At 63.2% G+C, this 22567-nt stretch carries 21 protein-coding genes; 15 read left to right on the top strand and 6 right to left on the bottom strand.

All coding sequences use genetic code 11. The features are described from left to right. Positions 1–90 precede the first annotated feature (90 nt). From B0W80_RS16740 to hutG, 13 genes are all read left to right on the top strand, one after another. Entirely contained in the window at positions 91–1056 is a 966-nt protein-coding gene (locus B0W80_RS16740; RefSeq protein ID WP_077000290.1) for an ABC transporter substrate-binding protein, read from the top strand. Between the two features lie 94 nt (positions 1057–1150). Continuing rightward, the gene (locus B0W80_RS16735; protein WP_256856600.1) at positions 1151–1951 is read left to right on the top strand and encodes an ABC transporter permease; all 801 of its coding nucleotides are present in this window, start codon (positions 1151–1153) and stop codon (positions 1949–1951) included. Further along, complete coding sequence (locus B0W80_RS16730) at positions 1951–2733, top strand: ABC transporter ATP-binding protein (protein WP_077000288.1); 783 nt, start codon at positions 1951–1953, stop codon at positions 2731–2733. The genes B0W80_RS16735 and B0W80_RS16730 overlap by 1 nt, the downstream gene beginning before the upstream one ends. Before the next feature lie 28 nt (positions 2734–2761). Beyond that, positions 2762–3559, top strand: a complete 798-nt coding sequence (hutC, locus tag B0W80_RS16725; protein WP_179106946.1) for a histidine utilization repressor — start codon at positions 2762–2764, stop codon at positions 3557–3559. Between the two features lie 63 nt (positions 3560–3622). Then, complete coding sequence (hutH, locus tag B0W80_RS16720) at positions 3623–5173, top strand: histidine ammonia-lyase (RefSeq protein ID WP_077000287.1); 1551 nt, start codon at positions 3623–3625, stop codon at positions 5171–5173. A gap of 35 nt (positions 5174–5208) precedes the next feature. Next, complete coding sequence (gene hutU, locus B0W80_RS16715; RefSeq protein WP_077000286.1) at positions 5209–6927, top strand: urocanate hydratase; 1719 nt, start codon at positions 5209–5211, stop codon at positions 6925–6927. Positions 6928–6943: 16 nt separating this feature from the next. After that, positions 6944–7945, top strand: coding sequence for an ornithine cyclodeaminase family protein (locus B0W80_RS16710; protein WP_077000285.1), 1002 nt, complete (start codon positions 6944–6946; stop codon positions 7943–7945). Positions 7946–7954: 9 nt separating this feature from the next. Beyond that, a complete protein-coding gene (locus tag B0W80_RS16705; protein ID WP_077000284.1) occupies positions 7955–8764 on the top strand; it encodes a phosphate/phosphite/phosphonate ABC transporter substrate-binding protein in 810 nt (269 codons plus the stop codon). Further along, a complete protein-coding gene (locus B0W80_RS16700; RefSeq protein WP_077000283.1) occupies positions 8764–9741 on the top strand; it encodes a tripartite tricarboxylate transporter substrate binding protein in 978 nt (325 codons plus the stop codon). The genes B0W80_RS16705 and B0W80_RS16700 overlap by 1 nt, the downstream gene beginning before the upstream one ends. Continuing rightward, positions 9741–10337, top strand: coding sequence for a HutD family protein (locus tag B0W80_RS16695; RefSeq protein WP_077000282.1), 597 nt, complete (start codon positions 9741–9743; stop codon positions 10335–10337). The genes B0W80_RS16700 and B0W80_RS16695 overlap by 1 nt, the downstream gene beginning before the upstream one ends. Before the next feature lie 10 nt (positions 10338–10347). Next, positions 10348–11598 carry an imidazolonepropionase gene (gene hutI / locus B0W80_RS16690; RefSeq protein WP_077000281.1) on the top strand — a complete coding sequence of 417 codons (1251 nt, stop codon included), beginning with the start codon at positions 10348–10350 and terminating at the stop codon, positions 11596–11598. Beyond that, positions 11595–12989 carry a formimidoylglutamate deiminase gene (locus tag B0W80_RS16685; protein ID WP_083745449.1) on the top strand — a complete coding sequence of 465 codons (1395 nt, stop codon included), beginning with the start codon at positions 11595–11597 and terminating at the stop codon, positions 12987–12989. Before hutI ends, B0W80_RS16685 begins: the two co-directional genes overlap by 4 nt. Beyond that, the gene (gene hutG / locus B0W80_RS16680; protein WP_077000279.1) at positions 12986–13795 is read left to right on the top strand and encodes an N-formylglutamate deformylase; all 810 of its coding nucleotides are present in this window, start codon (positions 12986–12988) and stop codon (positions 13793–13795) included. Before B0W80_RS16685 ends, hutG begins: the two co-directional genes overlap by 4 nt. 27 nt (positions 13796–13822) lie before the next feature. Here hutG and B0W80_RS16675 read toward each other — a convergent pair whose 3' ends face one another. Both B0W80_RS16675 and B0W80_RS34975 read right to left on the bottom strand, forming a co-directional pair. Next, positions 13823–14281 (bottom strand): type III secretion system chaperone, encoded by a 459-nt coding sequence (locus tag B0W80_RS16675; RefSeq protein ID WP_077000278.1) that lies wholly within the window; start codon positions 14279–14281, stop codon positions 13823–13825. A gap of 111 nt (positions 14282–14392) precedes the next feature. After that, positions 14393–14980: a hypothetical protein gene (locus tag B0W80_RS34975; RefSeq protein ID WP_143684657.1), complete on the bottom strand. Its 588-nt coding sequence runs from the start codon at positions 14978–14980 to the stop codon at positions 14393–14395. A gap of 457 nt (positions 14981–15437) precedes the next feature. On the opposite strand from B0W80_RS34975, the gene B0W80_RS16670 reads away from it, so the two are divergent. Then, positions 15438–16484: a homocysteine S-methyltransferase family protein gene (locus B0W80_RS16670; protein WP_077000277.1), complete on the top strand. Its 1047-nt coding sequence runs from the start codon at positions 15438–15440 to the stop codon at positions 16482–16484. A 198-nt stretch (positions 16485–16682) separates the two neighbouring features. Here B0W80_RS16670 and B0W80_RS34970 read toward each other — a convergent pair whose 3' ends face one another. After that, the gene (locus B0W80_RS34970; protein WP_143684656.1) at positions 16683–17651 is read right to left on the bottom strand and encodes a hypothetical protein; all 969 of its coding nucleotides are present in this window, start codon (positions 17649–17651) and stop codon (positions 16683–16685) included. Positions 17652–17986: 335 nt separating this feature from the next. Here B0W80_RS34970 and B0W80_RS16660 point away from each other — a divergent pair, with 335 nt between their 5' ends. Beyond that, complete coding sequence (locus tag B0W80_RS16660) at positions 17987–18838, top strand: SH3 domain-containing protein (protein ID WP_083745448.1); 852 nt, start codon at positions 17987–17989, stop codon at positions 18836–18838. Between the two features lie 147 nt (positions 18839–18985). Here the strand turns inward: B0W80_RS16660 and B0W80_RS34965 are convergent, their stop codons facing one another. From B0W80_RS34965 to B0W80_RS16650, 3 genes are all read right to left on the bottom strand, one after another. Continuing rightward, positions 18986–20044, bottom strand: coding sequence for a hypothetical protein (locus B0W80_RS34965; protein ID WP_143684655.1), 1059 nt, complete (start codon positions 20042–20044; stop codon positions 18986–18988). A gap of 442 nt (positions 20045–20486) precedes the next feature. Beyond that, the gene (locus B0W80_RS34960; protein WP_143684654.1) at positions 20487–21506 is read right to left on the bottom strand and encodes a hypothetical protein; all 1020 of its coding nucleotides are present in this window, start codon (positions 21504–21506) and stop codon (positions 20487–20489) included. Between the two features lie 143 nt (positions 21507–21649). Next, entirely contained in the window at positions 21650–22537 is an 888-nt protein-coding gene (locus B0W80_RS16650; RefSeq protein ID WP_077000274.1) for a LysR family transcriptional regulator, read from the bottom strand. Positions 22538–22567: the final 30 nt, after the last annotated feature.

The raw sequence follows: 22567 nt of genomic DNA, 5'->3' as shown, positions 1-22567 counted from the left end.
GGTGCATCCGGCACGGCAACACTCGGCCCCATGCTGTGGCTGCGCCGCATGACAAGCCTGGCTTTCACGAACGCAACAGGAGTCCTTCAGATGGTCCACCCCTTCGCCAAATCCGCCTCGCTCGTCGCAGCAGGCCTTTGCGCTGCAACCTTTGCGGTCAGCGCCCATGCCCAGGATTCGAAGATCGCCCTCGGCATGTCCGGCTGGACCGGCTTCGCGCCGCTCTCGCTGGCCGACAAGGCGGGCATCTTCAAGAAGAACGGGCTCGACGTGGAGATCAAGATGATTCCGCAGAAGGACCGCCACCTGGCCCTGGCCTCCGGTGCCATCCAGTGCGCGGCCACCACGGTCGAAACGCACGTCGCCTGGAACGCCAACGGCGTGCCGATCGTGCAGATCTTCCAGATGGACAAGTCCTACGGCGCCGACGGCATCGCGGTGCGCAACGACGTCAAGTCCTTCGCCGACCTCAAGGGCAAGACCATCGGCGTCAGCGCGCCCGGCACCGCCCCTTTCTTCGGCCTGGCCTGGATGCTCAGCAAGAACGGCATGACGCTCAAGGACGTGAAGACCGTCTCGCTCGAGCCGCAGCCCGCGGCGCAGGCTTTCGTGGCAGGCCAGAACGACGCGGCCATGACCTACGAGCCCTACCTGTCGACCGTGCGCGCCAATCCGCAGGCCGGCAAGATCCTCGCCACCACGCTCGACTACCCGATGGTGATGGATACCGTCGGCTGCGCACCGACGTGGCTGAAGGCCAATGCCAAGGCCGCGCAGGCGCTGACCAACTCGTACTTCGAAGCGCTCGAGATGATCAAGAGCGACCCGGCCAAGGCCAACGAACTCATGGGCTCGGCCGTCAAGCAGAGCGGCGAGCAGTTCGCCAAGTCGTCCGCCTACCTGCGCTGGCAGGACAAGGCAGCCAACCAGAAGTTCTTCGCAGGCGAGCTCACGCAGTTCATGAAGGACTCGGTGCCGATCCTGCTCGAGGCTGGTGTGATCCGCAAGGCGCCCGAGGACCTGGCGGCCACCTTCGACGCGAGCTTCATCAAGTAACCGAGCGACGCGCGCACCTGATCGGGCCATTCCCATGGAAGCGACCACCACCGTTCCCACCGCCGCTGCGTCCGCAGCGCCATCCGTGCCCACGATGACAGCGCCGCGCCGGCGCCGCGGCATGGCGCCGCTCGAGCCCGTCAGCCCGCGTGCGCGCTGGCTGCTGGGCCTGGGCTTCTTCGTGCTGTTCTTCGCGGTCTGGGCCGCGTTCACGCTCGGCGGCTTCGTGCCGCCCACCTTCCTGGCCAGCCCGGTCACGATGGTGAAGGAAGGCTACGGCCTCTTCACCGAGTTCAACTTCATCCACGACATCGGCATGACGGTGTGGCGCGTGGTCGGTGGCTTCGTGCTGGCGGCCGTGGTCGCCGTGCCGCTCGGCATCGCGATGGGTGCCTACAAGCCCATCGAGGCCTTCTTCGAGCCCTTCGTCTCGTTCTGCCGCTACCTGCCGGCCTCGGCCTTCATCCCGCTCCTGATCCTCTGGGCCGGCATCGGCGAGGCGCAGAAGCTGCTGGTGATCTTCATCGGCTCGGTGTTCCAGATCACCCTGATGGTGGCCGTCACCGTGGGCAGCGCGCGGCGCGACCTCGTGGAGGCGGCGTACACGCTCGGTGCCAACAGCCGCGGCATCGTGGCCCGTGTGCTCATTCCCGGTGCGGCGCCCGGCATCGCCGAAACGCTGCGCCTGGTGCTCGGCTGGGCCTGGACCTACGTGATCGTGGCCGAGCTCATCGGCTCGTCCTCGGGCATCGGCCACATGATCACCGACAGCCAGGCGCTGCTGAACACCGGGCAGATCATCTTCGGCATCATCGTCATCGGCGTGATCGGACTCGTCTCCGATTTCGTCTTCAAATCGGTCAACCGACGCCTCTTCGCCTGGAGCACGCTGTGATGCAGAACCAGCTTTCGATCCGCGGCGTCTCGCGCATCTTCACCGGCAACAAAGGGCAGCGCACGCAGGCCTTGCTGCCCATCGATTTCGACGTTCGCGAGAACGACTTCGTCACCATCCTCGGCCCATCGGGCTGCGGCAAGTCCACGCTGCTGCGCATCGTGGCCGGGCTCGACGACCCGACCGAAGGCCGCGTGCTGCTCGACGGCCAGCCCATCGAGGGCCCGGGCGCCGACCGCGGCATGGTGTTCCAGAGCTACACGCTCTTTCCCTGGCTCACCATCGCGCAGAACATCCGCTTCGGTCTGCGCGAGCGCGGCATGGGCGAGGCGCAGCAAAAGGAGCGCAGCGACTACTTCATCGCCAAGGTCGGCCTGCGCGGCTTCGAGAACCACTACCCCAAGCAGCTCTCCGGCGGCATGCAGCAGCGCACCGCCATCGCGCGCGCCCTGGCCAACGACCCGAAGATCCTGTTGTTGGATGAGCCCTTCGGCGCACTCGACAACCAGACCCGCGTGCTGATGCAGGAACTGCTGCTGGGCATCTGGGAATCGGCGCAGAAGACCGTGCTCTTCGTCACCCACGACATCGACGAAGCCATCTTCATGGCCAACCGCGTCGCGGTGTTCAGCGCACGGCCGGGCCGCATCAAGAGCGAGATCGCGGTGAACTTCGATCACCCGCGCCACTACACGATCAAGACCTCGCCCGAGTTCATGGAAATCAAGGCCCGGCTGACCGAAGAGATCCGCGCCGAGTCGATGGCCGCGGCCGAACATTGAACGACGCCAGAGACGCGAGACGACCCACATGAGCACCACCGCCAAGCACCGCACCAGCAAGCCGGCCCATCGCCCCGTGGCCGCGCCGGTGCAGCCCGTGCAGCCGGCGTTGGCGCTCTACGAGCAGGTCAAGTCCTTCATCACCCACCGCATTCAAGACGGTTCCTGGGCCGCCGGCCACCGGCTGCCGTCCGAAAGCGAACTGGTCGCGCAATTCGGCGTGGCCCGCATGACCGTCAACCGCGCATTGCGAGAGCTGATGGAGCAGGGCCGCATCGTGCGCGTGGCCGGCGTCGGCAGCTTCGTGGCCGAAGACAAGCCGCAGTCCACGCTGCTGCAGATCGCCAACATCGCGAGCGAGATCCGCGCGCGCGGTCACGACTACCGCTGCGAGTTTCTGGTGGCCGAGCGCATCGCGGCTTCGCCCGACGTGGCCGTGTGGCTCGACCTGCGGCCCGGCGAGTCGGTGTTCCACACCGTGTGTCTGCACCTCGAGAACAACCTGCCGGTGCAGCTGGAAGACCGCCACGTCAACCCGCGCGTGGTGCCGGCCTTCCTCGAGCAGGACTTCTCGGCCATGTCGCCCAGCGAATACCTGGTGCGCAACGTGCCCTTCGACCAGATCGAGCACGTGGTCGACGCCGTGCTGCCGACGGCCGAGCAAGCCGAGCGGCTCGACATGCCGGCCAACGACCCCTGCCTGCTGCTCACGCGCCGCACCTGGACGCGCACCACGCCGGTGACCATGGTGCGCTGCCTGCACCCGGCCTCGCGCTACCGGCTGGGCAGCCGCTTCCGCGCCGACGGCAACCCGAGCTTCGGCTGAAGAAATACGCGACCCAACGACATTGCACCGCGCACGCCAGCACTTGTATAGACAGGACCACGCATGAACGACAAAAGCTCTTCGAACGAACCGCTCGTGCTCATCCCCGGTGAGGTTGAACTCGCCGCGCTGCGCCGCGTGCATGCCGGCGGCGTGCAGCTCGCGCTGGCGCCATCGGCACGCGCCGGGCTGCTGTCGGCGCAAGCCACCGTGCGCCGCATCGTCGATGCCGGGGAGGTGGTCTATGGCATCAACACCGGCTTCGGCAAGCTGGCGCAAACGATCATTCCGCACGAGCGGCTGGCCGAGCTGCAGCGCAACCTGGTGCTGTCGCACAGCGCGGGCACCGGCGATGCCTTGCCGGACGGTGTGGTGCGCCTGGTGCTCGCGACCAAGGCGGTGAGCCTCGCGCGCGGCCACTCCGGCATCGCGCCGGAGATCGTCGACGCCTTGCTGGCCCTGCACAACGCCGGCCTGCTGCCGCGCATTCCGTCCAAGGGCTCGGTCGGCGCATCGGGCGACCTGGCCCCGTTGGCACACCTGGCCTGCGTGCTGATCGGCGAGGGCGAAGTCTTGACGCCGGAGGGCGAGGTCATCGGCGGTGCTGCCGCGCTCGCACGCATCGATCTGAAGCCCTTCGTGCTCGGCCCCAAGGAAGGCCTGGCGCTGTTGAACGGCACGCAAGTTTCGACCGCACTCGCGCTGGCTGGCCTGTTCGGCGCCGAAGACGTATTCGCCGCCGGCATCATGGCCGGGGCGCTGTCGCTCGAAGCGATCCAGGGCTCCATCAAGCCCTTCGATGCGCGCATCCATGCGGCGCGCGGCCAGCCGGGTCAGATCGCGGTCGCCGGCGCGGTGCGCACGCTGCTCGAAGGCAGCGAGATCATTCCCTCGCATGCCGACTGCGGCCGCGTGCAAGACCCGTATTCCATTCGCTGCGTGCCGCAGGTCATGGGCGCCTGCCTCGACAACCTGGCGCACGCCGCGCGCGTGCTGCGCACCGAAGCGAATGCCGCTTCCGACAACCCGCTCGTCTTCGACAACGGCGACGTCATCTCCGGCGGCAACTTCCACGCCGAGCCGGTGGCCTTCGCGGCCGACATCATCGCGCTGGCCGTGGCCGAGATCGGCGCCATCAGCGAGCGCCGCATGGCCCTGCTGCTCGACAGCGGACTCTCGGGCCTGCCGCCCTTCCTGGTGCGCGATGGCGGCGTCAACTCCGGCTTCATGATCGCGCAGGTCACGGCCGCATCGCTCGCATCCGAGAACAAGTCCTTGGCCCATCCGGCCAGTGTCGACAGCCTGCCTACATCGGCCAACCAGGAAGACCACGTGTCGATGGCCACCTTCGCCGGCCGCCGCCTTGCCGAGATGGTGCAGAACACGGCGGTGGTGGTGGGCATCGAGGCCATGGCCGCTGCGCAGGGCATCGAACTCAAGCGAGGCCCCAGGAGTTCCACCCTGCTCGAAGCCGAGTTCGCCGCCATCCGCGAGCACGTGGCGTTCATCGACCAGGACCGCTACATCGCCACCGACATCGAAGCCATGCGCCAGTGGGCGCGCCGGAGCCGTTGGCCCGACGCCCTGCTGGACATCCTGCCCAGCCACGCCTGAATCTCACGCCCCTTGCATCGAAAGGACCCGTCGCCATGAATGCACCCGACAAATTCGCCGTCCAACCCGCCGACCCCCGCCACGACCCCACGCGCGTGATCCGCGCGCCGCGCGGCAGCCAACTGCATTGCAAGAGCTGGCTCACCGAGGCGCCCTTCCGCATGCTGCAGAACAACCTGGACCCCGAGGTGGCCGAGCGCCCGCAAGACCTGGTGGTCTACGGCGGCATCGGCCGCGCCGCGCGCAACTGGGAATGCTTCGACCAGATCATCGCCTCGCTGAAGAATCTCGAGGATGACGAGACCTTGCTGATCCAGTCGGGCAAGCCGGTCGGCGTGTTCAAGACGCATCCCGATGCACCGCGCGTGCTGCTCGCCAATTCCAACCTGGTGCCGCAGTGGGCCAACTGGGAGCATTTCAACGAGCTGGACCGCAAGGGCCTCTTCATGTACGGCCAGATGACTGCCGGCAGCTGGATCTACATCGGCAGCCAGGGCATCGTGCAGGGCACCTTCGAAACCTTCGTCGAAGCAGGGCGCCAGCACTATGGCAACGACCTGGCGGGCAAATGGTTCCTCACCGCCGGCCTCGGCGGCATGGGCGGCGCGCAGCCGCTGGCCGCGACGCTCGCCGGCGCGGTGTCGCTCAACATCGAGTGCCGCCAGTCGAGCATCGACTTCCGGTTGCGCACGCGCTACGTCGACAAGCAGGCCAAGGACATCGACGACGCGATCGCGCTGATCAAGCAGCACACCGCGGCGAAGGAAGCCGTGTCGATCGCGCTGCTGGGCAATGCGGCCGAGGTGCTGCCCGAGCTGGTGCGGCGTGCGAAGGCGGGCGGCCTCAAGCCCGACCTGGTGACCGATCAGACCTCCGCGCATGACCTGATCAACGGCTACCTGCCCGTGGGCTGGGATGTCGAGCAATGGATCGACGCGCAGAAAGACCCGTCGCAGCACGCGCGCCTGAAGGCCGAAGCCGCGAAGTCCTGCGCCGTGCACGTGCAGGCCATGCTCGACTTCCAGGCGATGGGCATCCCGACGGTCGACTACGGCAACAACATCCGCCAGGTCGCCTTCGATGAAGGCGTGAAGAACGCCTTCGATTTCCCGGGCTTCGTGCCTGCGTACATCCGCCCGCTGTTCTGCGAGGGCAAAGGTCCGTTCCGCTGGGTCGCGCTCTCGGGCGATCCGGAAGACATCTACAAGACCGACGCGAAGATCAAGGAGCTGTTCCCCGACAACACGCACACCCATCGCTGGCTGGACATGGCGCGCGAGCGGATCTCGTTCCAGGGCCTGCCGGCTCGCATCTGCTGGCTCGGCCTGGGCGAGCGCCATAAGGCCGGGCTGGCCTTCAACGAGATGGTGAAGTCGGGCGAGCTCAAGGGCCCGATCGTCATCGGCCGCGACCACCTCGACACCGGCTCGGTCGCCAGCCCCAACCGCGAAACCGAATCCATGAAGGACGGCACCGATGCGGTGTCCGACTGGCCGCTGCTCAACGCGCTGCTCAACACCGCCGGCGGTGCGACCTGGGTCAGCCTGCACCATGGCGGTGGCGTGGGCATGGGCTATTCGCAGCACTCGGGCGTGGTCATCGTCTGCGACGGCACCGACGCGGCCTCGAAGCGCATCGGGCGCGTGCTGTGGAACGACCCCGCCACAGGTGTGATGCGGCATGCGGATGCCGGTTACGAGCAGGCTGTCGCGACCGCGAAGAAGCATGCGTTGCACCTTCCCATGATCAAGTAACCAGAGGCCCCCATCCATGTCCGAGATCTACCTGCATTACCTGAATCACCTGGACGTCCAGGCCCTGAAGATGAGCGACGCCGAGATCGTCGCCGCGGTCGAAGAGGGCCTGCTGGCGCAGGGCCGCGGCGAGACGACCATCGAACCGCGCATGCACCTGGTGCCCGAGAAGGACTACCCCGGCCACTTCAACGTGCTGCGCGGCTACGTGCGGCCGCTGGGCGTGGCGGGCGTCAAGGTGGTGGGCGACTTCTACCGCAACTACGAACAGGGGCTGCCTTCGGAACTGGCGCTGCTCAACCTGTTCGACCCGAAGACCGGCGTGCCGGTGGCCATCATCGACGCATCGGACATCACCGACATGCGCACCGGCGCCATCACCGCCATCGGTGCCAAGCACCTCGCGCGCAAGGACTCGAAGGTCCTCGGGCACATCGGCGCGCGCGGCACCTCGTACTGGAACGTGCGCCTGCTGCATTCGATCTTCCACTTCGACGAGATCCGCGTGCATTCGCGCCGCCCCGAGAGCCGCGAGAAGTTCGCAGCGCGCCTCGAGCGCGACCTGGGCGTGAAGATCACCATCACCGAAGACTGGGAATCCTGCGTGCGCGGCGCCGACATCGTGGTCGAGGCCTCGCGCCTCGAAAAGCCCACGCCCATGCTCAAGACCGAGTGGATCAAGAAGGGCGCCTGCGTCATTCCGTATGGCACCATGAGCGCGGTCGAGCTCTCGCTCACGGACATCATGAGCAAGATGGTGATGGACGACTGGGGCCAGGCCAAGGCCGGTCCGCTGGGTGCGCTGCGTGCGCACGTCGATGCCGGCAAGCTGTCGGAAAAAACGCTGCATGCGGAGCTGGGCCAGATCGTCGCCGGCCTCAAGCCCGGCCGCGAGAGTGACGACGAGACCAACCTGTTCTGGCACCGCGGCCTGTCGTTGTCGGACATCGCGCTCGGCTCGGCCATGCTCGCCAAGGCCAAGCGCATGGGGCTGGGCCAGCAACTGCGTTTTCGCTGATACGCCGCGATGCCGCTGGTCGCCAACGCGCGCATGTACTCGGTGACCGCCTCCGCGCGGGCCGATTGGAAGACGCTGCTCGCATGGGTCTTGGACCGTGCGGCGCTGGACTGGTCGGTGATCGACTACGACGCGCCGGCGCCGCTCTCCGCTCTGTGGGCACGCGACGACCTGGGGCTCGCGATGATGTGCGGCCTGCCCTTCTCGCAGCGCGCACCGCGGCCCACGCTCATTGCCGCGCCCGTGCCATCGCCGGTGCGATACGGCGGCAAGCCGGTGTACTTCACCGACATCGTGGTGCGTGCGGATTCGAAGCACCAACGTCTCAGGGACACCTTCGGCGGCGTGGTCGGCTACACGCTGGCCGATTCGATGTCCGGCGGCGTCGCGCTGCGCGACCACCTTGCACCGTTCCGCGCGGACCGAGGCGCGCGGCTGTACCGTACCGCCGTCGGCAACCTGATCCATGCACGCGGCGTGATCGAGGCGCTCGCCGCCGGCATCATCGACGTGGGGCCGCTCGACAGCTATTACCACGACCTGCTGCGCCGGCACGATCCGGACTTCGCGGGACAGGTGCGCACCATCGCGAGCACCGCGCCGCGTCCGATCCCGCCGCTCGTCGCGACGGGCCCGCTGCCGCACGACATGCTCGCGCGCTTGCGCGACGCCTTGCAGCAGAGCGTGCGGGAGCCATCGCTTCGCGACGTTGCGGAACGCTTGTTGCTTGCGGGATTCGCCATGCCCGATCCCGCCGACTACGACGTCCTCGCGCGGATCGCCCGTCGTGACGACATGCCCCCCTTCGAGGAATTCTGATGTTGATTCATCGCCGTCTTGCTCTGTCTTTGTTGACTGCCCTGCCCCTGTCGTTTGCGCTGCCTGCCGCGCATGCGCAGGCCTATCCATCCAAGCCCGTGCGCGTCATCGTGCCCTTCGCGCCGGGCGGCCCGGCCGACGTGCTGGCCCGCGTGAGCGGCCAGGAACTGTCGGACGCATTGGGCCAGCCCTTCGTGGTCGAGAACAAGGTGGGTGCGGCCGGCAACATCGGCGTCGACCAGATCGCCAAGGCCACACCCGACGGCTACACGGTGGGCATCGTGCCGGTCGGCAACGTCGCGGTGAACCCGAGCCTCTTTGCCGCGCTGCCCTACAAGGCCAGCGAACTGGCGCCGGTCGCCATGCTCGCGACGGTCGAGAACGTGCTGGTCGTCAATGCGGACGTGCCGGCCAAGTCGCTCAAGGAAGTGCTCGCGTTGGCCAAGCAGAAGCCCGGCACGCTGAGCTACGCCTCGCCCGGCGCGGGCAGCCAGGCCCACCTGGCCGGCGAGCTGATGGCGCTGGAGGCCAACCTGCAGATGATCCATGTGCCCTACAAGGGCATCGGCCCGGCCTTGAACGATGTGGTCGGTGGCCAGGTGTCGATGATGTTCGGCGCCATGTCGGCCGTGCTGCCGCACGTCAAATCCGGCAAGCTGCGCGCCATCGGCGTGGCCAGCCTGAAGCGCTCGGCCACGATGCCCGAGCTGCCCACCATCGCGGAGCAAGGTTTGCCGAACTTCGAGGCGGTGTCCTGGTATGCGTTGATGGCGCCGGCCGGCACGCCGCCGGCGGTGGTGGATCGACTCAACGCCGAAGTTGCACGCTCGCTCGCGAAGCCCGCGATTCGAGAGAAGTTCGAGGCGCAGGGCCTGGAGCCGGGCGGCGGCAAACCGCAGGCACTGGCAGAGAGCATCCGCATCGAGACGGCACGCTGGGGCGATGTGATCCGCAAACAGAACATCAAGCCCGACTGATGACCCTCGACGCGTCGAACACCTTCTCGCGCGCTGGCCTGCCGACGACGCCGTGGAAGAACGGCGGCGGCAGCACACGGCAGATCGCCAGCTGGCCGCCGGGTGCGGGCATGGCCGACTTCGGTTGGCGTGTCAGCATCGCGACCATCGAGGCCGCAGGCCCGTTCTCGGTGTTCGAAGGTGTGGACCGGATCATCATGCTGCTGGACGGTGATGGCGTGCGCCTTCGTTCGCGCGACGGGCGCATCGACCTGGCGCTGGATGTGCCCCACCGTCCTTTCGCATTTGCCGGCGAGGACGAGATCGACTGCGCGCCGCAAGGTGCAGCATCGAGCGACTTCAACGTGATGACCCGCCGAGGGCAGTGGGTCGCCGACCTGCAGGTGCTCGACGGCCCCGCGTCGATCGCGCCGTCGGCGCATGGCGTGCTGCTGGCCTTGCGTGGCGATTGGCGACTGAACGAAGCGCAGGCGGCCTGTCGCGAAGGCGAAGGCTTGTGGTGGGCCGATGCGCCGCAGGCCTGGCAGGTCAAGCCATCCGGCGCCGGTGCGCGTCTTGCCGTGGCGCGCATCCTGCCGGCAGCCGCGCAGCCTTGAAGGACACGCGATGAATGCATTGAACGAACGCGCTTCCGCAGACGGCCTGTGGACCGGGCTGAGGCTCGCGCCGGGCGCTGCACCCGGCGTGTCGTTGCCGAACGGCGCCCTCGCCGCGATCGCAGTCGAGTCGGGCGTGGTCCGCTGGATTGGCGATGCGGGAAACGTGCCCGTGGAGCTGGCGCGGGGCCCACGGCATGACTGCGGCGGTGCTTTGGTCACGCCCGGCCTCATCGACTGCCACACGCACCTGGTCTATGGTGGCCAGCGCGCGAACGAGTTCGCGATGCGGCTCGCAGGCGCGAGCTACGAAGAAGTCGCGAAGGCGGGCGGCGGCATCGTCTCATCGGTGCGCGCCACGCGCGAGGCCGATGAAGAGACGCTCTTCGCCCAGGCCGCGTTGCGGCTCGAACAACTCTTGGCCGATGGCGTGTGCGCGATCGAAATCAAGTCAGGCTACGGCCTGTCGCTCGAGCACGAGCGCAAGCAGCTGCGCGTGGCGCGCCGGCTCGGCGAGCACTACGGCGTGACGGTGCGCACCACCTTCCTCGGCGCGCATGCGCTGCCGCCCGAGTACGCCGGGCGCAGCGGCGACTACATCGACGCGGTGTGCCGCGAGATGATGCCGGCGCTGGCGGCCGAAGGATTGGTCGATGCGGTGGACGTCTTCTGCGAGCGCATTGCTTTCTCGCTGGCGGAAACCGAGCGCGTCTTTCAGGCGGCGCGAATGCTGGGCCTGCCGGTCAAGCTGCACGCCGAGCAGCTTTCCGACATGGGTGGCGCTGCGCTGGCGGCGCGCTATGGCGCGCTGTCGTGCGACCATGTCGAGCATCTGTCGGACGCAGGCATCGCGGCGATGCGCGAGGCCGGCACCGTGGCCGTGTTGCTGCCCGGCGCCTACTACACGCTGCGCGATACGCACCTGCCGCCCATCGAGGCCTTGCGCGCGGCCGGTGTGCCGATGGCGGTGTCGACCGATCACAACCCCGGCACCTCGCCCGCGCTGAGCCTGGTGTTGATGATGAACATGGCCTGCACGCTGTTCAGGCTGACCGTGCCCGAAGCACTTGCCGGCGTCACGGTGCATGCGGCGCGCGCGCTCGGCCTGTCGGACACGCATGGCGTGCTCGGCGTGGGCCGGCCCGCTGACTTCGTGCTGTGGAATGCCCAGGATGTGTCGGAGCTGGCCTATTGGTTCGGCCGACGCGCGGTGAAGCGCGTCGTGCGCCAGGGCCGCATCGCGCAGGAGTGCGCAGCGTGAGCGAGCATCGAGCCCTGCATGCCGGCGACGCGCTGCTGCCTTCGGGTTGGGCGCGAAACGTGCTGCTGCGTTGGGACGCGACGGGATGTCTGGTCGAGGTGCGGCCCGATGCCGAACGGCCATCGGAAGTGCCTGCAGCTTCGGGCCCGGTGATCCCCGGCATGCCCAACCTGCATTCGCATGCCTTTCAACGTGCGTTCGCCGGCCTGACCGAATTTCGCGGCCAGGCGCAAGACAGCTTCTGGAGCTGGCGCAGCCTGATGTACCGCTTTGCAGAGCGGCTCACGCCGGTGCAGGTCGAGGCCATTGCAACGTGGCTCTATGTCGAGATGCTGGAGGCGGGCTACACCTCGGTGTGCGAATTCCACTACCTCCATCACGACCTCGATGGCCGGCCTTACGCCGACGACGCCGAGCTGGCCCTGGCCCTGCTGCGCGCGGCCGACCGCGCCGGGATCGGCCTGACGCTGCTGCCGGTGCTGTATCAGAACAGCGGCTTCGGCGGCCAACAGCCCGGCGTGGGCCAGCGACGCTTCATTCGCAGCACCGATTCGATGCTGCGTCTGCTGGAGCGGTTGCGTCCCGTCTGCGAATCGCAGGGTGCGCGATTAGGGCTCGCGCCGCATTCGCTGCGCGCGGTGGCGCCCGACAGCCTGCACGATGCACTCGCCGGGCTGGCTTCGATCGATGACGCTGCACCGATTCACATCCACATCGCCGAGCAGACCGCCGAGGTCGATGCCTGCATCGCGTGGAGCGGTCAGCGCCCGGTGGCGTGGCTGCTGGACCATGCGCCTGTGGATGCGCGCTGGTGCCTGGTGCACGCCACGCATATGGACGCGGACGAGTACCGGCGTGCCGCGGCAACTGGTGCTGTCGCTGGCTTGTGCCCGACCACCGAAGCCAACCTGGGCGATGGCGTGTTCGATTTCGCTGCCTGGCGCGAGGGCGGAGGGCGCTGGGGCGTGGGGTCCGACAGCCATGCGTGCGTCAACGCGGCCGAGGAACTGCTGATGCTCGAATACGGCCAGCGCCTGATGACCCGGCAGCGCAACGTGGGTGCGGATGCGGCGCAGCCTTCAGTGGCCACGGCACTCACGCTGGCGGCGGTGCGGGGCGGCGCGCAAGCCTCAGGACGTGCGGTCGCCGGACTCGCCGCGGGCCAGCAGGCCGACTTCGTGATGCTCGATGCCGATCACGTCGCGCTCGAAGGCCTGAATGCCCAGAACATGCTGTCATCGCACGTGTTCGCCAGCCAGCGCAGCAGCGCCATTTCGAGCGTGTGGGTTGCAGGGCAGCCGCGCGTGGCCGGTGGCCGCCATTCTCTTCATCGCGATGCGTCGTCGAGCTTTGTCGACGCGCGTCGCCAACTGCTCATCGAATCATCATGACGACCTTCGAAACCACCGAGCCGCCCTTTCGCTTTCGCCAGGGGACGCGGCCACTGCTGATCTCCATGCCCCATGTGGGCACCTATGTTCCGCCCGCACTCGCGGCGCGGTTCACGGAGGAGGCGCGCGGGGTGCCTGACACCGATTGGCATCTGGAGCGGCTTTATGACTTCGCCGATGAGTTGGGAGCGTCCGTCCTGGTCGCCACGCATTCGCGCTATGTGATCGATCTGAACCGGCCACCGGATGGTGCAAGTCTGTATCCGGGCCAAAGTGTGACGGCCTTATGCCCGGTTGATACGTTCGAGAGCAATGCACTCTATGCCGCCGACGATCTGCCTTCAGAGACCGAGGTCGCCGGGCGAAGGTTTTCGATCTGGGAGCCGTACCACCGGCGGCTGTCCGACGAACTCGCCCGCATCAAAGCACAGCACGGAAGTGCCGCGCTCTGGGATGCCCACTCCATCCGATCTGTGCTTCCGCGATTCTTCGATGGTCGCCTCCCTGACCTCAACCTCGGCACTGCGCAGGGTGCAAGCTGCAATCCGGCCCTGGCCCAGCGTCTGATTGACATCGCGAAGCAGTCGCCCACGTTGACGAGCGTGCTGAATGGGCGCTTTACGGGCGGCTACATCACCAGGCATTACGGTCGGCCTGCTGGTCAGATACATGCCGTCCAACTGGAATTAACGCAAAGCAGCTATATGCAAGAGCAGGCGCCCTTCGAATACTGCGACACCACCGCCGCGCGCATGCAGCCGCTTTTGCGCAGGATGTTGGAAGAAGTACTGAGCTTCGTCGAGTGAGCGGATCATCAGTCGCAGAAATCTCCGCTATGCCAACGCCGATAGAAAGAAAATGCTGTTCGTGGAATCAGCGTGTTGTTGGGCGGAAAATGCCGGATTGGCGACCATTTGTCGAGCGTCGCTCGTGTAATCGACGAGCTTGCGGAGCATCGCTGCAAGCTCCTCGGCCTCCAGTCCGCCGGCGTCAGGAAGTCGTTCACAAAAAACAGCACGAGCCGTTTCGGGTTCGAATGCGAAACTGCCATGTTCCGTCGCAGAACCTAGCAAATTGAGCTTCAAGAGTTGCTCACATACCGTATTGCGATCGGCTGGAGAAGGCGTTCCTAAATCCACATAACACTGTAGGGCGTCGTCCTCACCCAGATCGACAAGCACGTCGATGCCTTGGATCAACAACGCGCAACGACCCTCGCTCTCGATGGCAACTTCCGCGAGCAAGATATTTGCTACGGCTTGAGACATTTCTTCGAATTGCAGCTGATTCATAAGTTCCTCAATGCGTAATTGTCGAGCGCCAAATCGGCGTCGTTAGCTTAAATGACTGGGTGGTTGGCCGTAGCGCAATGCCTGCCGGGCAGGCATTGCCTCAGGCAAGCATTAAAATGCGCTCAGAAATTTTTCGACTTCTTGCGGAAAATAGGGGTGAAGACTCTTTGCAACCGTCGTTATAAACGCGTTGTCGGTATTCAGGGCCTCCATTGGAGAATCAGACGAGTTCAGTACAGTGTCAAAGGCCGGATCGACATTGGCGAGGACCATGTTCCAACTGCTTTGAGGGAAATCGCCAGCAATCTTTACGTGAGCATGCATTGTGTGGGTTATGATGAATTTCTTGCACAGCGTCTCCATCGCGAGGTCCAGATCATCGGAATGAGATAGCTCGAGAGGAGATGCCCCTTTTACAAATTCTTTAAATTCCACTTCGGTAAATCCCAGCGCTTTGAATTTTGGTTCAAATTTTTTGAGGATCGTATCGATCAAACCTGGATTTCTTTTAATAATTCCCTCGTTCGTTTTTCTGATTTTTTCGGCTTCAGATGGGCCCACTTTATTTTTGATTGCGTTGGAGATGGATTTTGCAAATGATGTCTTTTTTTCCGTCGCGTTGTTCGAGGTGCTGTTCACGGCCCTGCCTGTGGGTGTGTTAAGCGGTGCAGGGTTGTTGGGTCGATTGGGTGGAATCATGATCTACTCCATTTTTAAATAGAAAAAAAATAAAATCGATCGAAAGCGTCGCTGCCTGACCGATCCGCCGATGCTGGCCTCGCCCTCGAATGAAACTTGAATCACTGGTGGTGACGGTGGCCGCGTGCACTTGGTGACTGGTAGGTTGAAGTCGTTCCATGCAAAACATGGTCGTTACATGATTTCGAATGCGACCGTCTTTGCGGTTAATTGCTTGATTCGAAAAATCGTTTTTCAGATTTTCCGGCGCAAAGGAATAAACTCACAATTCGACGTTATATTTTGCGGCCCTGACCAAGGGTATCCGAGGGGGTCGTAATTGGATAGACGGTGCCTCTTCGCCGAACGTTTGATTGGTCGCTTAGCGCGGTCCGGATGGAAGGCGCGAGTCCGACGACGACGACGAAGAGGTCGAAGCGCTTCAGCCCTCGTTGATGCCCTACATACAATCGCGCTGATGCTCCATCCCCGCTTTACCCGCGCCCAGCAACTCCCCGCCATCCTCGCCAGGCGCATCGCCATCCTCGACGGCGCTATGGGCACGATGATCCAGCGCTTCAAGCTCACCGAAGCCCAATACCGCGGCGAGCGCTTCAAGGACTTCCCTCGCGACGTGAAGGGCAACAACGAGCTGCTTTCTCTGACCCGGCCCGATGTGATTCGCGACATCCACGAGGGCTACCTCGCTGCCGGCGCTGACCTTGTCGAGACCAACACCTTCGGCGCCACGAAGATCGCGCAGGAGGACTACAAGATGGCCGACCTGGCGCGCGAGATGAACCTCGAATCGGCCCGCCTCGCCCGTGCCGCGTGCGACAAGTTCTCCACGCCCGACAAGCCGCGCTTCGTGGCTGGCGCACTCGGCCCGACGCCGAAGACCGCCAGCATCAGCCCCGACGTCAACGACCCCGGCGCACGCAACGTGAGCTTCGAAGAACTGCGCGCCTCCTATTACGAGCAGGTCGAGGCGCTGGTCGAAGGCGGCTCCGACGTGCTGCTGGTCGAGACCATCTTCGACACCCTCAATGCCAAAGCCGCGCTTTTCGCGATCGACGAATATTTCGAAGCGAGCGGCGAGCGGCTTCCGCTGATCATCAGCGGTACCGTGACCGACGCCTCGGGCCGTATCCTGAGCGGCCAGACCGTCACGGCTTTCTGGCACAGCGTGCGGCACGCGCAGCCGCTGGCGATCGGGCTGAACTGCGCGCTGGGCGCGGCGTTGATGCGGCCTTACATCCAGGAGCTGGCGCGTGTGGCGGACGACACGTTCATCAGCTGCTACCCCAACGCGGGCCTGCCGAACCCGATGAGCGACACAGGATTCGACGAGACGCCCGAGGTCACCTCGCGCCTGCTGCATGAGTTCGCGGCCGAGGGGTTGGTCAACATCGTAGGTGGCTGCTGCGGCACGACACCGGAGCACATCGCGGCAATCGGCCAAGCTGTGGCTCCGGTGGCGGGGCGCGCGCTGAAACGGGCGCGCTTCTACGCTGAGTCGTCTTGACGCCCGGCCATTGCGTCGGTGTCCGAAGCGCCAGCCTCGCCTCGACGGCCTCCCAATACTGGTTGGCGGCGCCTCGCGCCGAAGGCTTGATTGCCGCTGCTGCTTCGGTCAGGTGCGCGCGTCTTCACTATTTGCGTACGATCGCCGCACAGTCGAAAGACGGCTCGCGACGACGCCTGACGGCTGACGCCGCGTCGATTAGAAGCCGTACGCGATGCGATGGTCCCGAATGGCTTTCAATTTGTCGTAGAAAGCAGGCATATGTGCTGCGTCCTTGAGAACGATTTCAAAATCCAGCGACATTTTCTTCGCGACAGTGGTAGCCCACGCATCGGTCACTGAAAATGACTCATTGGCTAAAAGCGTGCGAACCAACGCGACCCTGATGCGAAGTTGAGCTCCATTCGAGTCGAGCTTCCCCTTGATTCCCTCAGGAAGATATCGATTCACCTCTTTGGTGTCTACAACGTTGGGAAAAGCGAGGCGGTAGATCGGCTTGAACGAATCGATCAAGGCATCGTTTTCCTGCTGGATTTCTTCTGAAATTTGCACCACGGGCGTTTGAACGAGCTCGCCCCGGCTTTTTTGCAGTGCTTTTATCTGGTTTTGCACTGCCCGTTGCACTGCAGCGTCAAATTCATTTTCGTCTTTGACGTCTGATAAAACATCTTTGAACATCGAATTCAGTTCCATCGTTAATTGATAATAGAACCCCGAATGCGTCGGCAAGGGCTCGGGCAATGTTATTTTGGAGATCGACGCCTTGATAATGAATGCCCGTACTTCGAAGTGAAGCAGTGCGTCGAAGTTTTCGGCTTTGGGATCGAGCTGAAATGTAGCTTGAAAATACTCCAGGGTCTCAGTGACTTTGAAATTCGGTTTATAGCTGTTTTTAATCTGTTCGGTTTTTTCAAAGAGAAATGATGGTTCCGGGGTGTTCGTCTCTGATATGCGAGGTGATTTGGCGTTCGACTTGTCGTGGGTTCTTATGCGCCCCAGAGTTACCCTGTTCGACACGTTTTTGGTCTTGGGGATTACCTTGGCAAAGGGCTGAATTGTTGTGCCGCTGTTTTCTTTTTCTGGTTTCTTCGTCTGAGTCGTTTGAGAAATTTCAACAGATCGGGATTGGGTGATTGGGGTACGCATTTTTTGCGGGATGGGAAACATAATGAATTCTCTTGCGATTGATGACGATGTGCGACATGTAATCGCACGGTGCGGGACCAGAGCACTTGCCCTATTCCAAAGGTTTAGTCGCTAGCCCTCGGTAATTCGTTCCGCTCTTTCTCCTGCCGCCACGTGCGGACCGTTCTTCCAAGGCCGCCCCAGTGCCTGGCGTCAAGGCATGAACGCGCTCACGCGCATTGCAAAGGTCGCGTGAAGAAAGTCTCCAAGGGTTAGTTGAGTCCACGGCCGCTGCGACGACGCGTTGGGCAAGGTAGGCGGCGGCCGATTGACAGCCCTTCAGCGCCCCGCCTACCCTGCATCGCAAAGGAAGTCGCATGAAACACAAGCATCTCTGGCGCTGGATCGGCGCCGGGACCGTGGCGCTGGCACTGCCGTTGGCCGCCACGGCGCAGCAGGCTTTTGCACGGGGCGCGGTCAACCTCCGGGCCGGCCCGTCCGGTGACTACCCGCTGGTGGCGCGCCTGGGCCCCGGCCAGCCATTCGACGTTCTTGGGTGCACACGGGGTTATGCATGGTGCGACGTGGTGCTGCCCGACGGATTGCGCGGCTGGGTCTACGCTCCCAGCATCGACTACGCCTACGAACGGCAGCGTGTGCCGCTGGCCAGCTACGGCGCCACGATCGGCGTGCCGATCGTCGGCTTCGCGATCGGCAATTACTGGTCCGATCATTACCGCGACCGTCCCTGGTATCGCGAGCAGCGTTACTGGCGAGGTGCTCCCCCGCCGCCACCGCCGATGGCGGGCTGGCGCCCGGCCCCGCCGCCGCGTCCGAACTGGCAGCCGAATCCCTGGCATGACCGCGATCCCGGGTATCGCCCCCATCCAGACCCTGGCTACAGGCCGCGGCCGGGCTGGCAGCCGCCGCCGCCTCAGGGCCCGCGCCCGCCTCAGGACTACGGCTACCGGCAGCCGAGGCCCGATCGCGACTTTCGTCCGCCGCAACCGGGGCCTGACTTCCGGCCGCCGCGGCTCGATCAGGGCAGCCGCCCACCCCAGTTCGGCCAGCCGGTTGTGCCGCCGGGCATGCGGCCGCCGCAGATGCAGCCGGGGCAGCCGCCCGCAGCCTTCCCGCCGGGCTCCGTGCCGCGGGCCGCTGCCGATATGCGGCAGCGGCAACTGGACCGTATCAACCCGCCGCAATCGCCGTCGGCGGATCGACCATAGTTCTTCCTTGCGACCACACGGCGTCGCAGGATGTCGGGTACGCGAGCGCCAGTGACGACTTTTATCAAAAAGCCGCTTTTGCTAAATGTTCGCTTCCGCATGCAGGACGTCGGTCTCGGCCTGAATCAGACTCATGGGGCGCGATGGTCACAAGACGGATTTGATCTCGCGGAACTGCAACTTCATGTCTTCCAATATCTTTGAGAATTCAACATCAAAACCCTCGGGGGTCAGCGTTTTGTGTTTGACGGCTTCAAACGCCGGGGCAAGATTTCGCGTCAAGTTGGCGATTCGATCGATTTCTGTCGGCGTTTTTGATGGAAGCAATTTCCGGAGTGCCAATTCGACGATGGCCGTTCGGTACACAAATTCGACTTGAACCGGGTCGGCTAATTCTGTATTGCTGACGGTAGGCACGGCTTCGTGAAGTGCAATGGCATCGCGGTAAGCTGGGAAGCAAACCGCATACTGGACCAGCAGCTCGGATTTCAACGCCGAGTTTTTCTGTGCGATCTTCATTTGAGTTTCGCGATCGACGACGGACGACTCGCGTTTAAGCAATCCGTCGTTCTGAATCTCGATGTTCTTGATGTGATTGATGAGCCCTGATATGAGATCTTCTTCGCCCATCGTACCGGCTGCGATTGCGTCGAAAGTCGATGCAAATTTCACTGTCAATCCGGAACGCTCTCGATCCTCGATTCGCAAAGACGTCTTGATGCCTTGCAATGCAACTTGGATAGTTGCTTTTCTGAAATCGAACTCAAGCTCATCTGGCGTCGATGGGTGCTGGCCTGGCTGTGTCAAAACTGCGAATTGTCTGGTAGCTGCCATCTTTGGGAAATATTGCGAAAACTCTTCTGTTTTGGCAACCCAGTCGCTTTCTAATTTAACTGCTCGATTGTTTTTGGGTTCGGTCTTTGTCTGGGGTTCACTTTTTTTGCGACCAAGGACTGGGTTGTCTGACGTCGTAGCTTTCTTGGGCACTACTTCCGTCAAGGGCTGCGGCGTTGTGATGCCGATTTGATTTGAATTTTTAGTCGTTCTGGATTGCCCAATGTTAATGGATGGGTTGGTTCTAATATTGCTGCGCGTCGGATACATAAAAATCCTTTGAGATTGGTGACGGTGTGCGACAAACAAGTCGCACGTTGTTAAATCCAGGGCCGGCCATTGCTCCGTTCCGAACGGCTTAGTCGCTTCCATCGGCAAACCGTTCCGGCACTTCTCCTGCCGCGATGGTCACCTCAATTAATTTGGCCGGGCTCCGTCACTTTCGACGAAGCCATGGAACTTGAGTTGGGAGCCGCCGATTAACGCTGTTCCGCACCAAGGCGTGCTGACAAGCCTTCCCACGGGGCTCCGTGCCGCGGGCGGCTGCCGCTGCCGATATGCGGCAGCGGCAACTGGACCGTATAAACCCCGCAACCGCCGTCGGTGGATCGACCATAGCGACGCGCACGCTTCAGTTTCTGCGACCGAAGTTTGTGTTTTGGAGGATTCTTTCCGAATCCCTCGCGCGGCGGCGCGGCGGGCTGACTCGTTAGAGCAGCCAAACGCATTTCGTGAAGTGCAGAAGCGCAACCGGACCGGTGAAGCCGTCGGAACGACGACTTGCTTTCAGCGCAACCCGAATTACGCAAAAAAATCATAAGATGGAAATTTTTTCGCGAAATTGCAATTTCATGTCTTCTGCAGCCTTTGCAACTTCCATATAGAAGCCTTGCGAAGTCAATTTTGCGGTCTTCACCGCTTCGAATGCTGATGCCAAGTTTTGCACAAGATTGCCAACTTGGCTGCCGTCCACTAGCACCCTCGATGGCTCTAGGTTTTGAAGCGCCCACTCGACGACGGCTTTTCTGAATGCAAATTCGATGTGATCTGGATGCGTCAGTTCTTTATTATTGATTGCAGGAATCGCCTCGTGAAATGCATAGACTTCGTCGCACTCTGGAAACAGCGTTGCGTACCTGATCAACAGGCTATAAGTCAATTTTGAATTTTGATCTACAATTTCCATTTGAGCTTCGCGATCCACAAGCGAATGTTCGGGATGAAGCACGCCGTGCAGCCGATGCTCAAGATTTTTGATGTGGCTCTTCAACTCGGAGAGGAGATCGGCCTCTGACATTTTGCCGTCCTTGATATCGTCGAAGGTCGACGCCAATTTTGCCGTTATCGCGAAAAGTGCATTATTGTCGATTTGTAAAGATGTCTTGATATTTACTAGCGCGGCCTGGACAATTGCTTTTCTAAAGCCGAGCTCAAGTTGATTTTCGTCGCTGAGGTGTTCGTTTTGACCGGGTGACGCACAGCCGAATGCTTTGGTGTACCCGACCGTGGGGAACTGTTTCCAAAACGATTCGATCATGGTTTCCCATTTGGAATCTGGGTTATCGCCTGGCTTATTTGCTACTTCAATTTCTGCCTTAGGTGGAGTCTTCTCCCGTCTAAGTATTGGGGTTTTTCGTTGGTTTAAATTCTTGGGCACTATTTTCGTAAAAGGCTGAGGCGTCGTTTGATTATTTTCATCTTTTTTGTCTTTTATTGTCCTGGTTTGGCCAATTGTGAAAGATCGGTCTTTGATTGGGGGGCGCGTCGATTTGGAAGTAGAGAACATGATGAAACCTTTGGCGTTGACGACGATGTGCGACATGTAGATGCGCACGCATCGGAATCAGAGCAATTGCTCTGGTCCGAACCACTTGGTCGCTTCTATGGATCATTCGTTCCGCCACTTCTTTTATTGAGAATGGGCAGTTCAGCGGCTCGCGTGGATACGGCATCAGCATAGTGAAGCCCCTTGTGCCGCTAGCCCTTCTTGCGACCGATCAGCGCCACGAAGCGCTGCGCCCCCAACCCCAGCGGGCGCTCTCGCGACCACACCACATCGACCCATAGGTCCAACCCATTTGTGAGGTTCTCGAACGGAATTTCCACCAGCGCGCCCGCCGCCACGTGCGGCCGCGCGAAGTTGCGGGGCAGCCAACCCCAGCCCAGACCTGCCGTGATCAGGCTCAGCGCCGCCAGTGCGTTGTCGGTGCGCCAGACGTGCCGGGCGAAGACGAATCGAGGGTCGCTGGTGGCCAGGTCGCGGCCGGCCACGACGATCTGGCGGGTGCTGCGCAGGTGGTCCTCGCGCAGTCGTCCGCCGGCGGCCGCCAGCACGGGGTGGCTGGGCGCCACCACCGCCACCATCATCTCGTTGGCGACTTCCTGAAAAGCCTCGCGGCCGTCCATGCTGGGCCGCTCGAAGACCAGTGCCAGGTGCGCCCGGCCGCTGTGCAGCAGCGCCAGCGCGTCGGCTTGCGGCGCCGCCAGCACCTCGACTTCGAGTTGCGGATACTCGGCGGCAAGCGTGGCCAGCGGCCCGCTCCACGGCGCGGCCAGCAACTCGGGCGCGATCGCCAGCGTGAGCCGGCTCTCCAGTCCCTGCGTGAGAGCGAGGGCCTGGACCTGCAGCGCCTGCAACTGCGCCGCCAGCAGCCGGGCCTGCGGTTCGAGCGAACGTGCCGCAGCCGTCGGCTGGGGCTCGCGGCCGCTGCGGTCGAACAAGGGGAGGGCGAGTTCGGCCTCGAGGTTGGCGATGGCCATGCTGACCGCCGAAGGCACCCGGCGCAGCGCGCGCGCAGCCGCCGAGAACGATCCGTGGTCGAGCACCGCGAGGAAGACCTGTACGTTGTCGCTGCTGAAATTCATCGATCTATCAATCAAACTGAAAGAAGATGA

The sequence above is a fragment of the Variovorax sp. KK3 genome (assembly GCF_001984055.1).
Lineage (GTDB): Bacteria > Pseudomonadota > Gammaproteobacteria > Burkholderiales > Burkholderiaceae_C > Variovorax.
This window is presented reverse-complemented; position numbering and strand designations above follow the sequence as displayed.